The sequence below is a fragment of the Skermanella aerolata KACC 11604 genome, from assembly GCF_000936425.1.
GTDB classification, from domain to species: Bacteria; Pseudomonadota; Alphaproteobacteria; order Azospirillales; family Azospirillaceae; genus Skermanella; species Skermanella aerolata.
The window spans coordinates 21,041-44,263 of the sequence record NZ_AVFK01000013.1; the positions used below are offsets into that span (position 1 = coordinate 21,041).

19 protein-coding genes are annotated in these 23,223 nt (G+C 65.8%); 17 read left to right on the plus strand and 2 right to left on the minus strand.

All coding sequences use genetic code 11. The features are described 5' to 3' along the window. Positions 1–72 precede the first annotated feature (72 nt). The 7 genes from N826_RS16780 to N826_RS16810 all read left to right on the plus strand — a co-directional run bounded on the left by N826_RS16780 (position 73) and on the right by N826_RS16810 (position 11,270). Complete coding sequence (locus tag N826_RS16780; protein WP_044430719.1) at positions 73–4,128, plus strand: PAS domain S-box protein; 4,056 nt, start codon at positions 73–75, stop codon at positions 4,126–4,128. A 28-nt stretch (positions 4,129–4,156) separates the two neighbouring features. After that, the gene (locus tag N826_RS16785; RefSeq protein WP_044430721.1) at positions 4,157–5,782 is read left to right on the plus strand and encodes an alpha-glucosidase; all 1,626 of its coding nucleotides are present in this window, start codon (positions 4,157–4,159) and stop codon (positions 5,780–5,782) included. Between the two features lie 135 nt (positions 5,783–5,917). Next, positions 5,918–6,979 carry an ABC transporter substrate-binding protein gene (locus N826_RS16790; protein ID WP_052831461.1) on the plus strand — a complete coding sequence of 354 codons (1,062 nt, stop codon included), beginning with the start codon at positions 5,918–5,920 and terminating at the stop codon, positions 6,977–6,979. A gap of 9 nt (positions 6,980–6,988) precedes the next feature. Then, positions 6,989–9,466, plus strand: a complete 2,478-nt coding sequence (locus tag N826_RS16795) for an ATP-binding cassette domain-containing protein (protein ID WP_147040301.1) — start codon at positions 6,989–6,991, stop codon at positions 9,464–9,466. Next, positions 9,463–10,446, plus strand: a complete 984-nt coding sequence (locus N826_RS16800) for an ABC transporter permease (RefSeq protein ID WP_044430722.1) — start codon at positions 9,463–9,465, stop codon at positions 10,444–10,446. The genes N826_RS16795 and N826_RS16800 overlap by 4 nt, the downstream gene beginning before the upstream one ends. Before the next feature lie 75 nt (positions 10,447–10,521). Next, positions 10,522–10,914: a VanZ family protein gene (locus N826_RS16805; protein WP_052831463.1), complete on the plus strand. Its 393-nt coding sequence runs from the start codon at positions 10,522–10,524 to the stop codon at positions 10,912–10,914. After that, positions 10,911–11,270, plus strand: a complete 360-nt coding sequence (locus N826_RS16810) for a hypothetical protein (protein ID WP_044430724.1) — start codon at positions 10,911–10,913, stop codon at positions 11,268–11,270. Before N826_RS16805 ends, N826_RS16810 begins: the two co-directional genes overlap by 4 nt. Here N826_RS16810 and N826_RS16815 read toward each other — a convergent pair. Together N826_RS16815 and N826_RS16820 are read right to left on the minus strand one after the other, a co-directional pair. Further along, positions 11,252–12,781, minus strand: a complete 1,530-nt coding sequence (locus tag N826_RS16815; RefSeq protein WP_044430726.1) for an aldehyde dehydrogenase — start codon at positions 12,779–12,781, stop codon at positions 11,252–11,254. The two genes, N826_RS16810 and N826_RS16815, sit on opposite strands and share 19 nt — an antisense overlap. Positions 12,782–12,839: 58 nt before the next feature. Beyond that, positions 12,840–13,493 (minus strand): GntR family transcriptional regulator, encoded by a 654-nt coding sequence (locus N826_RS16820; protein ID WP_044430728.1) that lies wholly within the window; start codon positions 13,491–13,493, stop codon positions 12,840–12,842. A 231-nt stretch (positions 13,494–13,724) separates the two neighbouring features. Between N826_RS16820 and N826_RS16825 the strand changes: the two genes are divergently transcribed. The 10 genes from N826_RS16825 to N826_RS16870 all read left to right on the plus strand — a co-directional run bounded on the left by N826_RS16825 (position 13,725) and on the right by N826_RS16870 (position 23,221). Continuing rightward, positions 13,725–14,966 carry an ABC transporter substrate-binding protein gene (locus tag N826_RS16825; protein WP_084720827.1) on the plus strand — a complete coding sequence of 414 codons (1,242 nt, stop codon included), beginning with the start codon at positions 13,725–13,727 and terminating at the stop codon, positions 14,964–14,966. 38 nt (positions 14,967–15,004) lie between these two features. Then, entirely contained in the window at positions 15,005–15,865 is an 861-nt protein-coding gene (locus tag N826_RS16830; RefSeq protein WP_044430730.1) for a branched-chain amino acid ABC transporter permease, read from the plus strand. Next, positions 15,862–16,872 carry a branched-chain amino acid ABC transporter permease gene (locus N826_RS16835; protein ID WP_044430732.1) on the plus strand — a complete coding sequence of 337 codons (1,011 nt, stop codon included), beginning with the start codon at positions 15,862–15,864 and terminating at the stop codon, positions 16,870–16,872. Before N826_RS16830 ends, N826_RS16835 begins: the two co-directional genes overlap by 4 nt. After that, positions 16,869–17,612 (plus strand): ABC transporter ATP-binding protein, encoded by a 744-nt coding sequence (locus N826_RS16840; protein WP_044430733.1) that lies wholly within the window; start codon positions 16,869–16,871, stop codon positions 17,610–17,612. Before N826_RS16835 ends, N826_RS16840 begins: the two co-directional genes overlap by 4 nt. Next, entirely contained in the window at positions 17,602–18,330 is a 729-nt protein-coding gene (locus N826_RS16845) for an ABC transporter ATP-binding protein (RefSeq protein ID WP_044430735.1), read from the plus strand. The genes N826_RS16840 and N826_RS16845 overlap by 11 nt, the downstream gene beginning before the upstream one ends. Positions 18,331–18,338: 8 nt before the next feature. Beyond that, complete coding sequence (locus N826_RS16850) at positions 18,339–19,145, plus strand: alpha/beta fold hydrolase (RefSeq protein ID WP_044430737.1); 807 nt, start codon at positions 18,339–18,341, stop codon at positions 19,143–19,145. A gap of 27 nt (positions 19,146–19,172) precedes the next feature. Next, the gene (locus tag N826_RS16855; RefSeq protein ID WP_044430739.1) at positions 19,173–19,970 is read left to right on the plus strand and encodes an alpha/beta fold hydrolase; all 798 of its coding nucleotides are present in this window, start codon (positions 19,173–19,175) and stop codon (positions 19,968–19,970) included. 234 nt (positions 19,971–20,204) lie between these two features. Continuing rightward, positions 20,205–21,908, plus strand: coding sequence for a pyrroloquinoline quinone-dependent dehydrogenase (locus tag N826_RS16860; RefSeq protein WP_211099312.1), 1,704 nt, complete (start codon positions 20,205–20,207; stop codon positions 21,906–21,908). A gap of 99 nt (positions 21,909–22,007) precedes the next feature. Then, positions 22,008–22,406: a c-type cytochrome gene (locus N826_RS16865; protein WP_044430740.1), complete on the plus strand. Its 399-nt coding sequence runs from the start codon at positions 22,008–22,010 to the stop codon at positions 22,404–22,406. Beyond that, the gene (locus tag N826_RS16870) at positions 22,403–23,221 is read left to right on the plus strand and encodes a substrate-binding periplasmic protein (protein ID WP_044430742.1); all 819 of its coding nucleotides are present in this window, start codon (positions 22,403–22,405) and stop codon (positions 23,219–23,221) included. Before N826_RS16865 ends, N826_RS16870 begins: the two co-directional genes overlap by 4 nt. Positions 23,222–23,223 lie beyond the last annotated feature (2 nt).

Below are 23,223 nucleotides of genomic sequence, written 5' to 3' on the forward strand. Positions count from 1 at the left end.
TTCGTGCGCCCAATCTCAGCGTGCTTCAGCATTGAAGCGCTCGGGCGCCGGCGGGATTGGAGTTTGGCTGAAATGGACGAGTTGCGCCGGCTGGAAGCGCTAAAGGCTTACGAAATCCTCGATACCGAACCGGAAGCGGCTTTCGACCGGTTGACGGCCGTCGCCGCTGGCCTGTTCGAGACCCCAGTGTCCCTGGTATCGCTGATCGACGAGACGCGTCAATGGTTCAAGTCCTGCCGGGGACTGGCGGTGACCGAAACGCCGCGCGACATGGCCTTTTGCGACCACGCCATCCGTGCCGACGACGTTCTGGTCGTTCCCGACGCTACCCGTGATCCCCGCTTCCGTTCCAACCCGCTGGTCGTCGGCGAACCCCATATCCGGTTCTATGCGGGGGCACCGCTGCGCACGCCCGGAGGGGAAGTGCTGGGCACCCTGTGCGTCATCGATTTCAAGCCGCGCCGCCCGTCGCCGGAAAATATCCGGCTGCTTGCCTTGTTGGCCCAGGCCGTCGTCGACGCTCTCGAACTGCGCGTGGCTCTGGCGCGGCACGACCGGGAGACCGAACGGCGCAAGCAGGCGGAGGCGGCGGCCGCCGCCACCGAACAGCGTTTTCGCGACCTGACCGAAGTCTCCGCGGATTGGTTCTGGGAAACGGACGCCGACCACCGCTTCAGCTTCGTCTCGCCAAGCTGCCGCGAGTTCGGGCTCGATCCCGCATGCCTGCTCGGCCGTGCTCGCTGGGAGGTGGCGACACGCGATCACGACGCCGATGCGGCACTATGGGACGATCACAGGGAGTTGCTGGACCAGCGGCAGCCGTTCCGCAACTTCGAATACCGGGTGGAAGCGCTTCATGTCGCCGTCAGCGGCGTCCCGATGATCGATGAGGCCGGTGTTTTCATGGGATACTGGGGGACGGCGCGGGACATCACCGGCCGGCATGCCGCCGAGACGGCGTTGCGCGACAGCGAGACGCTCAAGCGGTCGATCCTCGACAGCGCCCTGGATGCGATCGTCACCGTCGACGACGACGGCCGGATCGTCGAATTCAACCGTGCCGCCGAATTGCTGACCGGCCGCTCCCGGTCCGATATGCTGGGCGAGGACATGGCCGGCCTGCTGGTGCCGGAGCGATTCCGCAGCCGCCATGGGCTGGCCATGGCAAGGTATCTCGCCACCGGCGCCTCGACGATCCTGGGCCGCCGGATCGAACTGCCGGCGATGGCCGAAGGCGGCCGAGAGTTCCCGGCGGAACTCGCCATCTCTCCCATCAAGCTGGGGGAACGTACCTTATTCACGGCGCATCTGCGCGACCTGACGGAGCGCAAGGCGGCCGAGGAGCGGATCGCGCTGCTGCAATCCGTCGTGCTCTACGCCAACGACTCCGTGCTGATCACCGAGGCCGAGCCGATCGACGGCCACGGTCCCCGCATCGTCTACGTCAACGAAGCCTTCACCGCCATGACCGGCTACACGGCGGACGAGGTCGCCGGACAGACGCCGCGCCTGCTCCAGGGACCCGGCACCGACCGCGCGGCACTCGACCGCATCCGGGCGGCGCTGGTCGCATGGCAGCCGGTCCGGACCGAGGTGCTGAACTACCGGAAGGACGGGTCGGAGTTCTGGGTCGAACTGGACATCACGCCCATCGCCGACAGCAACGGCTGGTACACCCACTGGATCTCCATCCAGCGCGACACCACCGCGCGCCGTCGATCGGAGGAGTCGCTGCGCGAGCGCGAGGCGAAGGTGCGCCAACTGGCGGAGCGTCAGGAAGGTCTGCTCGACGCGCTGCCCGCCCATGTAGCACTGCTCGACGCATCCAGCACGATCGTTTCCGTCAACAAGGCGTGGCGGGCCTTCGCGCTGGACAACGGGCTCTCGGGCGGCGGGGTGGCGCTCGGTTCCAGTTATCTCGCCGTCTGCGAGAACGCCAGCGGCACCTGCGCCGAGGAGGCGATGCCGATAGGGGCCGGCCTGCGCCGGATACTCCAGGGCGAACAGGACTTCTTCAGCCTCGACTATCCGTGCCACTCGCCGCGTGAGGAGCGGTGGTACCGTTTCATGGCGGCGCCGCTGACACCGGGACGGCGCGACGGCGCCGTGGTCATGCATGTCGACATCACCGAGGCCAAGCTGGCGGAGCGGGAGATCATCCTCGCCAAAGCCGAAGCGGAGCGGGCAGGGCGCGCCAAGACGGAATTCCTGGCGACCATGAGCCACGAGATCCGCACGCCCATGAACGGCGTCATCGGGCTGGCCGGCTTGCTGCTGGATACCGGCCTGGACGCGGCGCAGCGCCGGCTCGCCGAAACCTTGCGGGAATCCGCCGACCATCTGCTCCAGATCGTCAGCGACGTGCTCGACTTCTCCAAGCTGGAGGCCGGCCTGATCGAGTTCGAGGAGATCTCCTTCGACCTTGAGCAGGTTGTGACGAGCACGCTCGACATGCTAGTGCCGCGCGCCCATGCCGCCGGTCTGGAGATCGGCTATCTGATACGGTCCGCGGTACCCGTCCGTCTGGTCGGAGATCCCAGCCGGCTGCGCCAGGTCCTGCTCAACCTGATCGGCAACGGCATCAAGTTCACGGATAGCGGCGGCGTCCGGCTGGAAGTGGACCTGCTGGGCAGCGACGGCGACGAAGTGCTGGTCGCCTTCTCCGTGACCGATACCGGGATCGGCATCGCCCCCGACCTCATGGTCCGGCTGTTCCGCGAATTTTCGCAGGGCGATGGCAGCACCGCGCGCCGCTATGGCGGGACGGGTCTTGGCCTCGCGATCAGCCAGCGGCTGGTCGCCCAGATGGGCGGCGACATCGCGGTGGACAGCACTCTCGGGGAGGGGAGCTGCTTCCGGTTCGAGGCGCTTCTGCGGCGGGACTGCGCATTCCCGGCCGATACGGCGAACGGACGGCCACGAAGCACCCGAGACGGGAGCCTGAAGGATCTGCGCGTCCTGATCGCCGATCCCAATCCGGTCGGACGCAAGATCCTGAAAGACCAACTGGCCGAGATCGGCGTATACGCGGAGGCCTTCCCGTCGGATAGCGAGGCCCGTATCCATGCCGACCGGATGCTGCGGTTTGGCCGTCCTTTCGACATCGCCCTCGTCAACATGGAGCCGCATGAAGGCGCCTCGTCGAACGAGCGCGGCGCGGTCCGCCTGCTGGCGGCGACGCGGTGTCCGGCCCGTCCTTCGGATGGTCCCCTGGCCGTCCGCCAATCGGAGTCTTGCGACGCGATCCTCCGGAAACCGGTCGCCCTTTCGGAACTGGTCCGCTGCCTGGGCGCTCTCAGCGGCCGCACGAGCGATCCCGGACCGGAGGCACCCGACCGTCCCGCCGCGGTGTCCGCATCTCCGCCGGTGAGGATGCGGGTTCTGCTTGCCGAAGATAACCGGACCAACCAGCTGGTCGCCGTAACCATGCTGGAGCGTCTCGGCTTCCGGGTCGATGTCGCCGCAAACGGGTTCGAAGCGGTCGAGGCGGTGCGCAGCCGGCCCTACGATATCGTCCTGATGGACGTCATGATGCCGGAAATGGACGGGATCGCGGCCACGCGGGCGATCCGCGCGCTTCCCGGCGATGCCGCACGCATCCCGATCCTGGCCGTCACCGCCAACGCCTTCTCCCATGACCGGGATGCTTGCTTCGAGGCAGGCATGAACGGTTTCCTGTCGAAGCCCATCGTCGCCGACCGTCTGGTCGAAGCTGTCAAGGCGCTGGCGCACCGGGACGACGAGGCCGGAGATGGCGAAGAGTCCGCGACCCTCGATGGCAAAGCGGACTTCAGTTCATCCGTTCCGACAACCCTGCTGCGGGATATCGGCCTCGACGGTGTGCAGGAAACTGTCGCCGTCATGATCGAGGAAACGGTGTCGCGGCTGGAGCGCATGGAACGGCTGGTCGAGCGGGGAAACACCGGCGATCTCATCCGCGAGGCGCATTCGCTCAAAAGCGCCGCTAGCACCTTCGGGCTGGATGCGCTTTCCGGACTGGCCGAACATCTGGAAATGGCGCTCCGCCATGACCGCAGGGTCGATCATCTAGCGATCCTCAGCCGGATGAACCGAGCCTTCGTCCAGGGCGAACGTGAACTCCGCCGCTGGGTCGATGGCCTTGAATGAGCCGAACCGCGTGAAAGGCCGATACGTCATGAGCACACATCCCTCCGGATCTGCGAAACCCGATCCCGCCGCCCAGCTGTCGCCCCATGACCCGGACTGGTGGCGCGGCGCCGTGATCTACGAGATCTATCCCCGGTCGTTCCAGGATTCCAACGGTGACGGCATCGGAGACCTGCGGGGGATCACGGACCGGCTCGGCTATGTGGCCGATCTCGGCGTCGATGCGATCTGGCTGGCTCCCTTCTTCATGTCGCCCCAGAAGGACTTCGGCTACGACATCTCCGACTACTGCAACATCGATCCGGCCTATGGAACCCTGGCTGATTTCGACGCGCTGATGGCGGAGGCCCACCGGCTGGGCCTGAAGGTCATGATCGACCAGGTGCTGAGCCATTCCTCCGACCGCCATCCCTGGTTCGTCGAGAGCCGGTCGAGCCGCGACAACCCCAAGGCCGACTGGTATGTCTGGAGCGACCCGCAGCCCGACGGCAGTCCGCCCAACAACTGGCTGTCGGTGTTTGGCGGCAGTTCGTGGCATTGGGACTCCCGCCGCCGGCAGTATTATCTGCACAATTTCCTGACCGAGCAGCCCGACCTGAACTTCCACAACGAGGAAACCGTCGGAGCCCTGCTGGACACCGTCAAGTTCTGGCTGGACCGGGGCGTCGATGGTTTCCGCCTGGACACAACCAACTTCTACTTCCACGACACCGCGCTGCGCTCCAACCCGCCCGATCCCGCCGTCCCGGACAACAAGCGGATCGAGGCATATAATTGGCAGGACCACCGCTACGACAAGAACCGTCCGGAAACGCCGGGCTTCCTCCGGCGGTTGCGCGCCTTGCTGGACCTCTACCCCGGATCGGCAACGGTCGGCGAGATCGGCCACGGTCCCCGCTCGCTGGACCTGATGGCCGAGTATACCGGCGGTGGCGACAAGCTGAACATGGCCTATACCTTCGACTTCCTCGGTGCGGCCTTCTCGGCGGATCACTTCCGCTCCCACATCGCTCGCTTCGAGGAAGTCGCGGTCGACGGCTGGCCGTGCTGGGCCTTTTCCAACCATGACGTGGTGCGTCATGTCAGCCGGTGGCGGTCGCATGCCGCGGACGACCTGGGTTTCGCCAAGCTCACCGCGGCGCTCCTGCTGTCGCTTCGCGGCTCGATCTGCCTGTACCAGGGTGAGGAACTGGGCCTGCACGAAGCCGAACTGGCTTATCAGGACCTCGTCGATCCCTACGGTCTCCGCCTCTGGCCCGAGTTCAAGGGCCGCGACGGCTGCCGGACGCCGATGGTCTGGGACTGCGGCTCATCGACCGGCGGATTCACCGGCGGCCGACCCTGGCTGCCGGTATCCGCCGCCCATCTCGGCCGTGCCGTGAATGCCCAGGACACTGATGCGGGTTCCATCCTGAACTATTACCGGCGCCTGCTGCGCTTCCGCTCCGAGCATCCGGCGCTGGTCAAGGGCGATATCTCCTTTCTCGGCAACGCCTCACCGGAACCGGGTGAAGTCTTCGCCTTCGTCCGGCGGTACCAGGGCTCCGAGATCCTCTGCGCCTTCAATCTGTCAGGGGAGCCGGCGACCTTCCGGAACGGCGGCGAGGACATCCGGCTTGCCGGCCACGGGGTCCATATCGGCGGGTTCGTCTGAGAAAGCGCGCATGCCGTCCTTGCACAAAGCATCTTGCGTCCCGAGCCAACTGGTATGATGATTGTTCCACAGCAAAGCCGGTGCGAACAAACCGGCACAAAAAGCCGTGGCATCAACCTGTGGGAGGGAAGCGCCGTGCAGAATCCATCGAAATCCCGCAATCGCCTGATCTTCGCCGCGTTGGCGGCAACCCTGCTGTTCTCGTTCACCGCAGACCGGAACGCCGCGCAGGCATCGCCGGAAAGCCCGGTGATCGCACTGTCCAACTCCTATTACGGCAATACCTGGCGCCACCAGATGGTCGAAAGCTTCGAGGAAGCCGCCGGCCAAGCCAAGAAGGACGGCAAGATCCAGGACTTCATCGTCGTCAACGGCGACGGCACGACCAATCAGCAGATGAGCCAGATGGCCGACCTGATCCTGCGCAAGGTCGATGTCATCGCCATCAACGCCGCGTCGGAAACGGCGCTCAACGGGACGATCCAGAAGGCCTGTCAGGCCGGCATCAAGGTCCTCGCCTTCGACAGCATCGTCTCTGCCCCTTGCGCCTATACCCTCGGCTTCGATTTCGCCAAGTACCAGGGCGACATGGCGCGGGAGATCGCTAAGCGCCTGAACGGCAAGGGCAACATCATCGTCGTACGCGGCGTCAAGGGTTCGGCGCCCGACAACGAGATGTACAACGGCCAGATCGAAGCGCTGAAGCAGTTCCCCGAGATCAAGACGGTCGCGACCGTCTACGGGCAGGCGACCACCTCGGTCGCCCAGTCGGCGGTCGCCAACGTGCTGCCGAGCCTGCCGCATGTCGATGCCGTGCTGGGACAGGGCGGCGGCGACGACTTCGGCATCGCCCAGGCGTTCGAGCAATATGGCGGCGCCTATGCCGACGCCATGCCGATCATCAGCGGCGGCGGCAGCTCGAACTTCATCCAGTGGTGGAGCGAGCGGCGGAAGAAGAACGGGTATTCCACCATCTCGATGAACACCACTCCCGGCATCGGCGGCGCCGCCTTCTGGCTCTCGTATGAAATTGCCAAGGGCGCCAAGCCGCCGCAGAAGATGACGATGCCGGTCGCCGTCGTCGACGAGAAGAACCTGGACGAGTACCTGAAGATGCCGTCCGGCACCATCGTAAGCCCGTCCTTCAGCCAGGAATGGGTGCAGCGAATGCTTCTCCAGTCCCCGGCCAAGCAGTAGGCAGCGCTGATGGCCGAAGCCGTATCCCGCATGCCGGTCGAGACTCTGGAAACGCCGCAGCCGGAAAGCGCAAGCCTCCCGGTGGCGGTCCTCGACCGGATAGTTCGGACCTTCGGTCCAACCCTTGCAAACGACGACGTCAGCCTGTCGGTCCGCCCCGGCGAGGTGATCGGCCTCGTCGGGGCGAACGGTGCCGGCAAGAGCACGCTGATGCGCATCCTGTGCGGCGTGACCGGGCCGGATAGCGGAACGCTCGCGCTGGACGGCCGGCCGGTTCCGTTTCGGGACTGGTCCCCGGCCGCCGCCCGGCGTTCCGGCATCCGCATCGTCTATCAGGAACTGTCGCTCTGCACCAACCTGACCGTGGCGGAGAACTTCTATCTGGAGGAACCCGCGCACGGCACCCTCTCGCCGTTCTGGCGCGCCCGCTACCGCCGATTCGCACAGGCCGGGATAGATGCCGTGTTTCCCGGCAGCAGCATCGATCCGGGTGCCGTCCTGGCCGGACTTCCGCTCGGCCAGCGGCAAATGGTCGAGATCGCCCGCGCCGCCAGCGATCCCAAGCTGAAGCTGCTGATCCTGGACGAGCCGACCTCGTCGCTGGATGCCGGACGGGCAGCCCAGCTCAGGGACTATGTCGGCCGCCGCGCTGCCCAGGGCATCTCCTTCATCTTCATCAGCCACAAGCTTCGCGAGGTGCTGGAGATCGCGACCCGTGTCGTCGTCATGCGCAACGGCCGCATCGCGCGGGAGGGCAGCGCCCGGGATTTCACCGTCCACTCGCTGGTGGAATTGATGGGAGGCGGAACCGGCGCGGCCACCGGCAGCGCCGGTACTCGCAACCCGCAAGCGCCTGCCCGCGAGATCCTGCGGCTGGGCGGCGCGCTCACGGCACCGCTCGGACGGGAAGTCGTCCTGCATGCCGGCGACATCGTCGGCTTCGCCGGTCTGGAAGGCAGCGGCCAGCGCGCCCGGCTCCATGCCATCCGAGCAGCCCATCCCGGCGCCGGCTTCGTGTCCGGCGACCGCCAGCGCGACGGCGTGCTGCCGCAGTGGTCGGTGCTGTCGAACATCGGCATCGGCGCGCTGGCCGGCAAGCCGCTGGCATCCCTTGTGGTGAGGGAGGAAGAGGCGGAGACTGCCCGGCACTGGGCCGAACGTCTGCGTCTCGATCCCGCACGCCTGTCCTCCAACGTGCTTCAGCTCAGCGGCGGCAACCAGCAGAAGGCGCTGGTCGCCCGCGCCCTGGCGCGCCGGTCGGACCTGCTCCTCCTCGACGATCCGACGCGCGGCGTCGACGTTGCCTCCAAGCATGATTTCTACCGTGTCGTGCGGCAGAGCGCGGATGCCGGCGTCGCGGTGATCTGGTACAGCACCGAGGACATCGAGCTTCTGCAATGCACCCGCGTCCTCGTCTTCCACAAGGGAGCCATCGTCCGGGAACTGGTCGGCGCCGAGATTTCCGAGGAGAGCATCGTCGATACCGCCTTCCTCCATGAGAAGGAAGGGGGCGATCCGGTCGGCCACGGCGGCAACGCCGCTCCGGCGGAACGCAGGCATAACACCGCCGGCCTCCTGAACCACGCGATCCCACTGATCGGCCTCCTGCTTGTCTGCGTTGCCCTGGCTGCGCTCAACCCGGCGGCCGCCAGCCTGTTCGGCATCGACCTGTTGCTCAGCTCGGCGGTCCCGCTGGTCCTGATCGCGCTGGCTCAGATGTTCGTCGTCGGCGGCAGTCAGATAGACCTTGGCATCGGCGCCTTCGCCGGTCTGGTCAACGTGGTCAGCGCCACTGTTCTGACCGAACAGCCCGCTCTGGGGGTCGTCCTGCTGGCCGCCGGTCTCGGTGGCTACGCTGTGATCGGCGCCCTGATCGAACGGCGCCGCATTCCCGCCATCGTCGTGACGCTGGGCGCCAGCTTCATCTGGCTCGGATGCGGCTACACCCTCCAGTCCGCTCCGGGCGGCATGGCTCCGGACTGGCTGATGGCGGCGGTGAACTGGCAGATCCCCGGCCTGCCGACCTCGCTGCTGCTGATCCTGATAGCGGGCCTGTGCGGCGTCGCTGTCAACCGCTCGCGCACCGGCGTCGTGCTGCGCGGCTTCGGCAACAACGCGGCTGCCCTGGAGCAGGGCGGATGGTCGCCGCTCCGCTATACCGTGCTGCGCTACGTCGTCGCCGGTATCTTCGCGATGGTCGCGGGATTGTCCCTGACCGCGATCACGACGGCGAGCGATATCAACGCCGGCGGCGGCTTCACGCTGCTGAGCATCGCCGCCGTGGTGATCGGCGGCTGCCATCTGCTGGGCGGTACCGTCACGGCGATGGGGGTTACGGCCGGGGCCGTGACCCTCTCGCTGATCGGATCGCTGCTCAGCTTTCTCGGCGTCAGCACGGACTACAATGCCGCCGTGCAGGGATTGCTGCTGATCGCCATCCTGGGTCTGCGCACCCTGATCGAGCGGCGGGAGGACGGTGCGGAATGACGGCGCTTCCCGCATACCGGCCCGCCCCCTCGTTCTTCCAGTGGGTCGAGACGCGGCGCTGGATCTGGTCGCTCGCCGGGATCGTTATCCTGTGGCTGGTGCTCAGCGTGCTGACGTCCCGCTTCAGCCTTCAAAGCCTGTCGGGAGTGGCGGCTTCCGCCGCCTTCCTGCTGTTCCCGTCGCTCGGCCAGATGATCGTGGTGACGACTGGCCGGGGCAACATCGACCTGTCGATCCCCAGCGTCATCACCCTGTCCGCCTTCCTGTCTGTCAACATCGTCGATGGGTCCGATGCGCGTCTGGCGCTGGGGCTGGGCGCGGTTGCGGCCGTCGGATTGGGAGTAGGGGCGGTTAACGCCTTCCTCGTGCTGGCGCTGCGCATCCCAGCGATGATCACGACCCTGGCGACCGGCTACATCCTAGCGACCGCGACCCTGCTGGCGAACCGCTCCTTCTCCACCTACCGGGTCAGTCCGGCGCTCGCATGGTTCACGACGGGCAAGATAGCCGGCGTTCCGGTGATCGTGCTGGCGGCCCTGGCGGTGACGGCGCTTGCCGCCTTCGTGCTCAGCCGCACCGTCTTCGGACGTGCGTTGTCCGCCGTCGGACAGAACCGTCGCGCGGCGGAACTAGCCGGCGTCCCGGCGAGCCGGGTTATCGCCCTTGCGTTCCTCGCCAGCGGAGTTGCAGCGGGCCTGACGGGCGCCCTGCTGTCGGCGCGAGCCGGCGGGGCCTTTCTCGACATGGGCAGTCCTTTCCTGCTGCAATCGGTAGGAGCCGTGGTGCTCGGCGGCACCCTGATCTTCGGCGGCTGCGCCACCGCGTTTGGGACGCTGTGCGGTTCCGTCCTGCTGGTGCTGATCGTGACGACCATGCAGATCGCCGGGCTGCCCGGCGGCACCCAGGAGATCATCCAGGGCGTTGTCATCATCGCCGTGCTCGCGTTGGCGGGTGTGGCGGGGCGGGAGAACCGGAGATGATGGGGAAGCCGCCTGCTCCGGCCGGTAACCCGGCCGCGCCGTGGAACTTCCGGCTGCCGGGCGGCATGAAGGAGCATGACCCATATCGACAGCATTCTCCTTCGTACACCCAATGTCTTGCTGGTACGGACGGCCGCCGTCTGTGCTGCCGTCGTGATCGCTTTCGCATCGCTGTCACCCCAGGGACCGGCCATACAGTCCGGCCTAAGCGACAAGGTGGATCACCTTGCCGCCTATACGGTCCTGATGCTGCTGATGGCGCTGGGCTGGTCGCACCGGATCGGCCTAGGCATCCTTCTGGGAGCCGCCATCGGTTTCGGCGGACTTCTCGAACTGCTCCAGGCATTCTCGCCGGGCAGGCAGCCGGATTGGGCCGATCTCGCCGTCAATTCCTGCGGGGCGCTGATCGGCCTTGCCCTCGCCTTCCTGGTCTTCCGCCAGAGACGCCATGGAACGAGGGCAGGATGAGCCAGCTTCTCGCCGCCGTCGCCGTCGCCCTCGTTCTGCCGATGCTGTCGTCGTCCCCGGCGCTGGCATCGCCTGTCCATAAGGTAGCCACCGATGCTCCGTCCGTGCTGGCACAGCAGCGTGGAACCGGCCCAAGCCGGGGGCTGGCCCCGATCCGGCCGCCCACCGTGCGCCCGCCGCCGGCACCCCGGTCGCTTCCCAACCTGACGCCGCAGCCGTCATATCAGCCGCCTGTCCAGCCGCAGCGGCCGGCGGTGCGTCCCCCTCCCGATTACCGGCCGCCGACGGACTCCGGCCCACCGGGTGAGTATCGGCGCCTGCCGCCCCCTGGTGCCGGTCAGTTCAATCGGGACTGACCTGCGGTATCCTGGTACCAGTCGAACGGCTTGTCGCCCAGGTTGACCATGACGCTCTTGACGTCGAAGTGGTCGTCGAAGGACTCCGGGCCGAACTCGCGGCCGGCGCCCGAGAGCTTGACGCCACCCCAGGGCGAGGCGGGGTCCAGGCGGTGGTGGTCGTTGATCCACACGATGCCCGCCTCCACCCTCGCCGCTACCCGGTGGGCGCGGGCGATGTCGCGGGTGCGGATCGCGGCCGCCAGCCCGAAGGGCGAGTTGTTGGCAAGCTCGATCGCCTCCTCCTCGGTCGAGAACGGCGTGACCGAGGTGAACGGCCCGAACACCTCTTCCTGGAAGATCCGGGTTTCCGGCTTCACGTCGGCGAACACGGTCGGTTCGACGAAGAAGCCGCGGTCGGCCAGATTCTCCGGTATCTTGCCGCCGGCCACTAGACGGGCGCCGTCCTCATGGCCGAACTGGACGTATTTCAGGACCCGCTGGCGCTGACGTTCCGAGATCACCGGACCGAGTTGGGTGGACGGATCGGTAGGATCGCCGATCCGGATCGACTTGGCCTTGGCCGCCAGTCCGGCGACGAAGTCGTCGTAGATGTCGCGGTGGACGATATGCCGGCTGCCGCAGACGCAGGTCTGGCCGGCTCCGATGAAAGCGCCGAAGGCGGCATAGTTGACGGCTTGCTCAAGGTCGAAGTCGGGGAACACGATGACCGGGGTCTTGCCCCCCAGTTCGAGCGTCGCATGGGCGAAGTGGCGTCCGGCCTGACTGCCGGCGTACTGGCCGGCCTCGGTGCCGCCCGTCAGCACGATCTTGTTGAGGTCGGGATGGTCGCACAGCGCCTTGCCGGTGGTAGGCCCTAGGCCCGTGACGATGTTGAACACGCCGTCGGGCAAGCCCGCCTCGGTGAAGATGCGGGCGAGCGCCAGGGTGGTGAGCGGCGTATACTCCGAGGGCTTGACCACGGTGACGCAACCGGACGCGAACACCGGCGCCAGGCTCTTGCACATGATCATCAGCGGATGGTTGAACGGCGTGCAGTTGCCGACCACGCCGATCGGCGTGCGCCGCGTGTAGTTCAGGTAGTCGCCCTCGACCGGAATGACGGCATCGCGGCGGGACAGCGCCAAACCTGCGTTGTAGCGGAAGAAGTCGGGCAGGCGGCGCAGCTGAGCCCTGGTCTCGTTGAGCGGACGGCCGTTGTTCATCGTCTCGAGGTGGTAAAGCTCCTCAAGGTTGGCTTCGAAGGCATCGGCCAGCTTGTTGACCAGCCGGGCGCGGGTTCGGATATCCATGCCCGACCATTCCTTGCTCCGGAAGGCAGCGCGGGAGTTCCGGACGGCCCGGTCGACATCCTCGGCGGTCGCATGGGCGATGCGGGCGATCAACTGGCCGGTTGCCGGATTGAGGACGTCGATCAGCTCCGGATTGGAGGCGGCGACTTCCCCGCCGCCGATATAGAGACCGTGGGTCTCGACGCTGCTCTTGGATTTGATGGCGTCAGCGAGGCTCATGTTCACTCCCCAGGGTACCATTTTCTGTTGCTTGTACGAGGGTATCAACTTCGTTTTCTCAGGCCAGGACGGCGGCCCATTCCAGGGCGGAGATCAGGCGCTTCTCGGCGGCCTGGGTATGGGATTTGAGTAGGTTGACCGCCAGTTTGGCGTTGCGTTCCTGCACGGCGTCGATGATCGCGCAATGCTCCGCGACGAGCTTCTGCGGGTTGCGTCCCCTGATCGTGTTGACGCTGAGCCGGACGACCCTGTCCATTTCCTCGATCAGGTCGCAGGTCGCCTTGATCATGCGGCTATTGCCGGAACAGCGCGCCAACTGGCAGTGGAAGTCCTTGTTGTAGGTGATGAAGGCGGAAGCGTCCTCGTCCGAGAACGTCCTGAAGCGGTCGAGATCGGTCAATTGCTGGTCGGTGGCATTGCGGCTGGCTTCCGCCACGCAGGCGAGTTCCAGCACTTGGCGGAACGCGAACATATCGTGCGCGTCCGACACCGATACCGGCGACACGCGATAGCCCTGACGCGGCATGACGGCGACCAATCCTTCGCGGACCAGTTGCTGCAACGCCTCGCGCACAGGGGATTTGCTGACCTCGAACCGAACCGCCAGTTCCTGCTCGCGCAGTTCGATCCCCGGCGCCAGCGCACAGGTCAGAATCTCGCTCCGCAGCGTTGCGTAAATCTCTTCCCGCAGCATTTCAGCCAACCGATTCATGCGATCCAATCGAAGATACCTTGGCAGTCGTGATATCTCACGTCAATGCAAAATTAGAGGCGGTTGAATCTGAGAAGATTGGTTAGAGGCACTGGAAACGCAGTGCAAAGGCGAACTTTTGCCACCGTGTAGTTAGATGGTTGACAGAAAGAACGATCTGGTGAGATCGTGACGGAAAGAAAAATGCCGCCTCGTAATGTTCAGAAGGCGAGAATTTTGGGAGGATGTGATATGCTGCATCGCGGCAAGGCTCTGTCGGCTGCCCTGTTATCCACGGTATTCCTGTCCACGCTGCTGCCGCCTGGCTTCGCCTCGGCTCAAAGCGATCCGATCAAGGTCGGTTTCATGACCGTCCGCTCCGGCGCGCTGAGTGCCGGCGGCCGCCAGATGGAGGAGGGGCTGAAGCTGTGCGTCGACCAGTACGGCGGCAAGATGGCCGGCCGCGCGATCGAGGTGATAACGGCGGACACGGCGGGACAGCCGGCTGTCACCAAGACCAAGGCGCAGGAACTGGTGGAGCGGAACGGGGTGGACGTGCTGATCGGACCGCTGGCCGCCTTCGAGGCGCTGGCGATCGACGACTATATCCGGCAGGCGAAGATCCCGACGATCTCTCCCTCGGCCGCCGCCGAGGACATGACGCAGCGTAAACCCAATCCCTGGTTCGTCCGGGCCGTCGGCACCTCGGCCCAGCCCTACCATCCCTTCGGCGAGTATGCCGCCAAGGAACTGGGCTATAAGAAGATCGCCGTGATCGCCGACGACTTCGCCTTTGGCCATGAGATCGCATCGGGCTTCCAGCGCACCTTCGAGGAGAACGGCGGGAAGGTCGTCCAGAAGCTCTGGTCGCCGCTCAATACGCCGGACTACGGTTCCTATATCTCCCAGATCGAACCCGACGTGGATGCTGTATTCGCGGCGTTCGCGGGCGGCAATGGCATCAAGTTCCTCCAGCAGTACAACAACTACGGCATGACCACTCCCGTCCTGGGCGCCATGACGACGGTGGATGAAGGCGTGCTGAAGAGCATGGGCGACGAGGCGGTTGGTGTCATCTCCGCCGGCTGGTACAGCGCCGCGAACAGCAATCCCGGCAACAAGGAATTCACCGAGGCGGTGCGCAAGCAATACGGCGCCGATCCCGGCTACTATACCGTCGGCGCCTATATGGCCTGCCAGTTCCTGAACAACGCGCTGGAGAAGGTCGGCGGCAATGTCGAGGACCGCGACGCTTTGATGAAGGCGCTTCGTTCGGTCAGCATCGACAGCGGTCCCTACGGCAAGGTTTCGATCGACGATCTCGGCCAGCCGGTAATGGACGTCACGATCCGCAAGGTCGAAAAGAAGGACGGGCGCCTCCAGAACGTGGTGGTCAAGACCTATCCCGCGACCAGCCAGTTCTGGACCTATGACCAGAAGGAGTTCCTGGCGCAGCCCGTCTACTCGCGCGACTACCAGCCGGCGAAGAAGTAATCCCGGATCAAGGCCCCATCGGGCCGTGAGGACGCGTCATGCATTTTTACGTCATGCAGGGATTGAACGGGCTGGCGCTCGGTGCCCTCCTGTTCATTCTCTCCGCGGGGTTCTCCCTGATATTCGGGCTGATGCGGGTCGCGAATCTGTCGCACGGCGCCTACTTCATGCTGGGCGCTTATGTCGGCCTGACATGCATCGACCGGGGCTACGGCTTCTGGGCCGGGGTGCTTGCCGGCGGAGCGACGGTGGCGCTGCTGGGCGGGTTGGTCGAACGCCTGATCCTGCGCAGGCTCGCCGGCCGGCCCCTGCAACAGGTACTCGTAACGCTCGGCATCGCCTTCATCATCGCCGACGCCTGCATCTGGCTGTGGACGGGAGATCCCCGGCCGGTGCCGGTGCCGTCGGGGTTCGAAGGGGTCTTCCGCTTCCAGGGCTTCGTCTTCCCAAAATACCGCCTGTTCGTGGTCGCCGTTGCCTGTGCGCTGGGACTGGCGCTGTGGCTGCTGATGGAACGGACGCGCCTGGGCGCCATGATCCGGGCGGGAGTGGACGACATGGACATGGCCCGCGCCATGGGCATCCGAACGTCCGTCCTGTTCACCGTCGTCTTCTGCCTGGGCGCTGCGCTGGCGGGAGCCGGCGGAGTTCTGGCCGGACCGATCCTGTCGGTCTATCCCGGTCTCGACAGTGACATGCTGCCCTTGGCGCTGGTAGTGGTGATCCTGGGCGGCGTCGGCAGCCTGGGCGGCGCCTTCCTCGGCAGCTTCATTATCGGCTTCATCTACAGCTACGGTCAGGCCCTGCTGCCCGATCTGGCATACGTGATCCTGTTCCTGCCCATGGTGCTGGTGCTGACGCTCCGGCCGCGCGGCTTGATGGGAAGGAGAACAGTATGAAACCGTCCCTGCTCTGGGTCGCGGCATTCGGCGCCGTGCTGATCCTGCTGCCGCAGGTCATCGGTTCCGCCTACTACGTCAATCTTTGCAGCCAGATCCTGATCGCCGCGATCCTGGCGTCCAGCCTCAACATCCTGGTCGGGTTCGGCGGGCTGACCTCGCTCGGGCACGCGGCCTACGCCGGGACGGCGGCCTATTTCACGGTTTATCTGAGCGCGCATGCCGGCTTTGGCTATCTGGCCGGCGCCGTGATGGCCGTGGCTGGAACGACCGCGATGGCTTTGCTATTCGGCCTGCTGGCGTTGCGGGCGTCCGGTCTCGGCTTCCTGATGATCACGCTGGCGCTCGGGCAGATCCTGTGGGGCATCGCCTATCGCTGGGTCAGCCTAACCGGCGGCGACAACGGGCTCGGCGGCTTCACGCGGCCGCAGCCGTTCGGCATCGATTTGGCGGATCCGGCCGCGTTCTACTACTTCGCGCTCGTGGTCTTCGGACTGGCGCTGTTCGCGATCCACCGCTTCATGCATTCACCGTTCGGCCAGAGCCTCCAGGGGACGCGCGACCAGCCGCGCCGGATGTCGGCACTCGGCTACAATGTCCGATCGATCCAGTTGCTGAGCTTCGTCTATGCCGGGTTCTGGGGCGCAGTCGCCGGGCTGCTCTATGCCTATTACCACCAGTTCGTCAGCCCACATGTCCTGCACCTGACGACCTCAGCCGAGACCTTGCTGATGGTCATCGCCGGTGGGGCGGGAACGCTGTTCGGGCCGGTGGTCGGCGCGGCACTGGTCGTGATCCTCAAGAACGTGGCGAGCGCCTACATCGCCCGATGGATGATGCTGCTGGGCGCCGTCTTCGTCGCCATCGTCCTGTTCATGCCGGACGGACTGGTGCCGGGCGTGTCGCGGTTGTTCCGTCGATTCAGGAACACCCGGCGGACAGCCATGAAAAACACGGAACCTGACGCTGCGGCGCTGCCGCCAACCCTGGGCAAGAGGTCGGCATGAATACCGCAGTCCTTGAGATAGCCGGCCTCAACCGCTTCTTCGGCGGCCTGCCCGCGGTCCAGAACGTCACCCTCAAGGTCGAGGCGGGGGAGCGGCGGCTTCTGCTCGGCCCCAACGGCGCCGGCAAGACGACGCTGTTCAACCTGATCGCCGGCGATCTCAAGCCGAGTTCGGGAACGATCAGCCTGTTCGGCCGGGACGTTACGAAACTGCGGACCGATCAGCGCACCCAGTGCGGCGTCGCCCGCACCTACCAGATCATCACCCTGTTCGCCAAGCAGACGCTGGCCCACAACGTCGTACTGTCCCTGCTGGGCCTGCGCAAGCGCCGCTGGAATCCGTTCGCCGACCTGGGTGCGGAGACCGCGTTGTGGGAGCGCGCCCGCGAGGTCCTGGCCCTCGTCGGACTGGGCCATGCCGCCGACCGTCCCGTGCTGGAGACCAGCTATGGCGAACGCCGCCGGCTCGAAATCGCCATGGCGCTGGCCCAGGACCCGAAGATCCTGCTGCTCGACGAGCCACTTGCCGGCCTTTCCGCCGACGAACGGTTCGAGGTCCAGCGCCTGCTGGAACGCATCCCACGCGACGTGACCATCGTCATGATCGAGCACGACATGGACGTCGCGCTGGCCTTCGCGGACCGCATCACGGTCCTTCAGCGCGGCCAGATCGTGGTCGAGGGCACCCGGGCGGAAGTCGTCGCCGATCCCAAGACCAGGGAGGTCTATCTTGGCCACTGATGCTCTCGTCCTCGACGGGCTCGACTCCTTCTACGGCGACAGCCACGTCCTGCACGACGTCTCGTTCAGCGTCGGCGCCGGCCGCGTCCTGGGCCTGCTCGGGCGGAACGGTGCGGGCAAGAGCACCTGCATCGGATCGATCATCGGCTTCGTACGCTCCAGGGCGCGCGACATGCGCCTGTTCGGCGAGCCTATCGCCGGACTGAGCCCCGAGGCGCTGTCCTACAAGGGCATTGGCCTGGTGCCGCAGGGCCGGCGCATCTTCCCGACGCTGACGGTGCGCGAGAACCTGACGGTGGCGGCCCGGACTTCCGCCCAGGGGCAGGGCGACGGCCGGCCGGGGTGGACCCTGCGGCACGTATACGAGGCCTTCCCGCGGCTGAAGGAACGTGAGAAGCAGTTCGCCGGGTCCTTGTCCGGCGGCGAGCAGCAGATGCTGGCGATTTGCAGGGCGCTGATGACCAATCCCCGCCTGCTTCTTCTCGACGAGCCGTCGGAAGGACTGGCGCCGCAGATCATCCAGGAGGTCGCGCGCGTCCTGGTCGACCTCAAGCGCAGCGGCCTCGCCATCGTCCTGGTCGAGCAGAACACCGCGCTCGCCACCGACATCGCCGACGATGTCGTCATCCTGAACAGCGGGCGCGTCGCCCATAGCGGACCGGTCTCGACGATCCGCTCCAACGAACAACTCCTGGAAAAACTCCTGGGGATCTATTGAGGGGACCCATGTCTCAGATCAACGTCAACGGCGGCACCCTGGACGCCGTCGAACAGGGCACGGGCAAGCCTTTGCTGCTGCTGCACTCGCTGCTTGCCGACCGCTCGGTCTTCGACCGGGTCGTGCCGGCGCTGGCGGCGGGACGCCGCGTCGTGGTTCCCGACCTGCCGGGCTTCGGCGGCTCGTCGTCCGCCGGTTCGGCCATCGAGGGCTTCGCCGACCGGCTGGCCGAGTTGTTCCCGGCCTTGGACCTCGGTTCGGACACCGACGTTCTCGGCAACGGTTTCGGCGGCTTCGTCGCCAGCACGCTGGCGATACGCCACGGACATCTGTTCGACCGGCTGGTGCTGGCCGATACCGGAGTCGAGTTCTCCGATGCCGGCAAGGCGGCTTTCCATACCATGGCCGGTCGGGTACGAGAGCATGGGATGGAGGGCGTCGTCGATATCGCGATGAAACGGCTGTTCCCCGACACCTTCATGGAGGCCAACCCCGATGTGATCGCCGAGCGCAGGGAGGCACTGGTCAAGACCGATCCCGTGCTGTTCGCGCAGGCCTGCGAAGCGCTGGCCGCGCTCGACCTAAAGGCATCCATCGGCTCCATCAGGAACAGGACGCTGGTCCTGGTCGGCGGCTTGGACGCCGCGACGCCGCCCCCAATGTCGCACGAACTGGCGAGGTCGATCCCGGGTGCCGAACTGGTCGAACTGCCCGGACTGGGCCATGCGCCGATGGTCCAGGACCCTGATGGGTTCGTGAGAGCGATCTCCGGTTTCCTCGGCCTGGAGGCCGGCGCCCGCATGCGCTCCGTCTGATCCATAACCAACCGGGAAGAACGCTTCATGCCTGTCGCTCGCATCGGCCGCTACGACATCCATTATCTGGAGGAGGGCTCTGGACCCGCCGTGGTGATGATCCATGGTCTGGCGGGAGATCACACCGCCTGGTTGCCGCAGATGGCGGAACTGCGCGACCGCTACCGGGTCGTCGTCTTCGACAATCGGGGGGCCGGCCGCAGCACCCAGATGGACGAAGCGGTCAGCACCGAGGATCTGGCGGCTGATACCATCGGTCTGATGGAGCAACTCGGCATCGATCGGGCGCATATCGTCGGCCGCTCGATGGGCGGGGCCATAGCGCAGCACATCGCGCTGAAACGGCCCGAACTGGTCCGGTCGCTGGTGCTTTGCGCTTCCTTCGCCAGACTGGACCCGCTGGGCCATCGGGTGCTGACCAACATGCGCGAGGTGCTGGAGTGGCGGCACAACTGGCGCGACCATGCCCTGCACTCGATCCAGAACTTCGTCGGCTGGCGGTTCTACAATAGCGAACCCGAGCGCATCGCCAGGATCGTGGACCTGATCGGTGGCGAGACCCGTCTGCCGGAATGCTACATCCGGCAGAACCATGCCTGCCTGGAGCACGACACGCTCGACCGCCTGGGCGAGATCTCGTCTCCGACGCTGATCATGGGAGGCGGGCAGGACCCGATCTGTTCACCGACCGCAACGCAATGGATGGCCGAGCGCATCCCCAATTCGCAGACGGTCATCTTCGAGGGATGCAGCCACTTCTTCCTGATGGAGGACGCCGACAAGTTCATGGCGCAGTTGACCGGGTTCCTGGACCAGCAGGCATAGTCTCCACGGTGCGGAGAGGGCGGGCCGACTGCGACACGTGAGGCCGGCACGTGCGCCAAGTGTGTCAGGCGGACCGGTCCGGTAGTGGGCCGGCCGGCGGAAATCCGCCATATCTTGTTTGCCGGCGCTCCTCCAGCGCTGGCACCGGGATTGCAATTTACCCGATGCGATCGTGAGCGGTGCCAAGCGCCGCCAGCCAACGAGCAAAAAACGCGATCCTATCGGGAGGAACACATGAAGCTGGACGGACAGACTGGCCCGCGCGTGGGCATTCTTAATCCGGGCGTCTGGATGCTCGCCCTCGCCCTGATCGGCGGATACGGCACGCCCGCACCTGCCCAGACATCTCCATCGGCCGCCGGAACCGAGAACCCCAACGACTGGCCGCAGTATCACCGCACCTCCAACGCCTGGCGCTACAGCCCGCTCGACCAGATCAACAAGACGACGGTCAAGAACCTCAAGGTCGCCTGGCTGCATCAGCCGGGCGACATCACGATGGGATTGCAGGCGACGCCCATCGTGGTCGGCGGCGTCATGTACTACATAGCACCCAACAACAACGTCTTCGCGCTCAACGCAGCGACCGGCGAGCAGGTCTGGCATTACCAGCCGCAGATCGACCCGCTCGCCTATGAGAGCTTCTACGCCTCGGCCAGCAGGGGCGTCACCGTCGGTAACGGCAAGGTCTATGTCGGGACGATGGACGGGCGTTTCGTCGCGGTCGATCAGGAGTCCGGCAAGGAGGTTTGGTCCACCCGCCTGGTCGATCAGTCCAAGTGTTCGGGCTGCCTGTTCTCTTCCCCGCCCGTCCTGGCCGGCAATGTCCTGGTCGGCGGCACGACGGGCGGCGACCAGCCGCAGCGGGGCAAGATCTTCGCGGTCAATGCCGCGACCGGCGAGCCTGCCTGGACCTTCGACACGATCAACGCCAGCGAAGCGAGCTGGCCGGGAGATACCGGCGATGTCGGCGGCGGCGGAGCTTGGCTGCCAGGAACCTACGATCCCGTCTCCGACACGCTGTTCATCGGCACCAGCAACGCCGCCCCCGACTTCTACGGCGACGGGCGGAAGGGCGACAACCTCTACACCGCGACGCTGCTGGCGCTGGATCCCAAGACCGGCAAGCTGAAATGGCATCGTCAGGAGATCCCGCACGATACCTGGGACTACGACAGCGCCTACGAGGCGCTGGTGGTCGAAAGGGACGGGCGCGAGCTGATCGTCCACCTCAACAAGAGCGGCTTCGTCTTCGTGATGGAGAAGGCGACCGGCGCCCTGGTCAATGTCTGGCCGCTCAGCGAGACGTACAACTTCGTCAAGTCGATCGACCCCAAGACGGGAGAACTGATCGACCGCCGCCCGCTGGAATTCGGCAAGGAGAACATCGTCTGCCCCTATCTGCTGGGCACCCGGAGCTGGAACCACGGCGCTTTCAATCCGAAGACCGGGCTGTGGTACACGAACGCGATGGAAGTCTGCGAGATCGCCGTTCCCGGTAAGCAGGACCCGTCCAAGCTCGGCATCGCGGGGCTCTATCTTGGCGTCGACAAGCTGGAGGCGGTCCCACCCCCCGGCCGCAAGGCCAGCGCCCGGCTGGATGCCCGCGATCCCGTGACCGGCGAACGCAAGTGGACGGTCGATTACCCGCTGCCGGGCCTGGGCAGCGTCCTGACCACCGGCGGCGGGCTGGTCTTCAACGGCGATCCGGAAGGTATCGTCAGGGCCTATGACGCGGATGACGGATCGGTGCTGTGGCAATTCCGGGCAGGGTCCGGCATCCGCAGCGGCCTTGTCAGCTATGCCGTCGACGGCAAGCAGTATCTTGCGGTGCCGAGCGGCTGGGGCTCGCTGGCTCCGGGGTTCATGGCGAGCGTATTTCCGCGCGTCAAGGAATTGCAGGGCGGCGCTACGATGGTCGTCTTCGCCCTGGACTGATGCCAGCGGGTTTGAGGGTCGACCGGTGAATTCCGGACTGCTGGATCACGAATCCGCAGTCCGGATCGCCAGCTTTTCAATTCGGCGGAAACGATCATCATGCGCATTCCTGATACCAAGGCCCGGCCCAAGGCCCGGCGCCGCCTTTCCGGCATCGTGACGGCTGTTTTGCTCATCGCATCTCCCGCAGTCTCCGGCGCGGCCGACCCTCCTCCGACAGTCGATCTGGAAGCATCCGATACGATCGGGAAGGGTGCGACACGTTTCAACCAGAGTTGCGTCTATTGTCACGGCTATGCCGGCACGGGCGGCAAGGGAGCCACCTTGCAGCGGCGGAACGACCTGACGCCCGCGGCGCTCTTCACCGTGATCTCCAATGGCAGGAAGCGCGGGGCGCTGGTCATGCCGCCGTGGAAAAGCACGCTCAGCGAAGAGGAGATCTGGGAACTTGCGGCCTATATCATGTCGCTGCGGACGATGCCGGAGCAGAAGCCATGAAATGCTTCCGATCCCTCCTGCCGGCGGTGCTGTCCTTGATTGCCGCGGCCTCGACTCCCTTCCAATCGCTCGCCGGGACCCTGGAGGAAATGCGGAAGGCCGGGTATCTGGAAGTCTGCGCCGCCCCGGACGCCTTGCCCTCTTCCAGCCGCGCCGGCGGCCTTCCCGGTTTCCAGCTCGAACTGGGCGAGCGGATCGCGCGGGAGCTCGGTCTCGGCTTCAGGGTCACCTGGATCAAGAGCAAGGAATACGCCGGCCGGACGCACTGCGACGCCTTCATGTCGGCGGCCAGCCTTCCCGAGGATGCGGACGAACGCCGTGCGGCGGAAACCGCTCCAGCCACGCGGCGGTTCCCGAGACTGCTGACACGGCCTTATATGGATGTCCGCTTCGTCCTAGCCGCTGGCGCCGCGCGAAGCGAGATCCGCGACCTGGACGATCTCCGCACCCGTCATGTCGCCGTACCCAGCGGTTCCTGGGCGCACTATGTCCTCAACAGCCGGGGCATCCCCGTCTGGGTCCGGTTCACCAGCGACGCCGATATACTCGATGCGGTTGCGGCCGGCGAGGCCGATGCAGGTGTCGTTTCCCTGCAAGGGCTTGGCTGGTACCGCAAGAACTCCCCGGGGGCGCCGGTCGATGTCGTCAAGGGCGTGACGGTCGATCCGGCCCTGGACTATCCGGCGGCGATAGCCTTCCGCCGCTCGGACTTCGCGACCGTCAAGGCGGTGGACGAGGTGATCGACCGGCTAGAAGCGGACGGATCGCTCGGACGCATCCTGGAGACGTATGGAATCGAAGGCAGCATGCGTTAGCA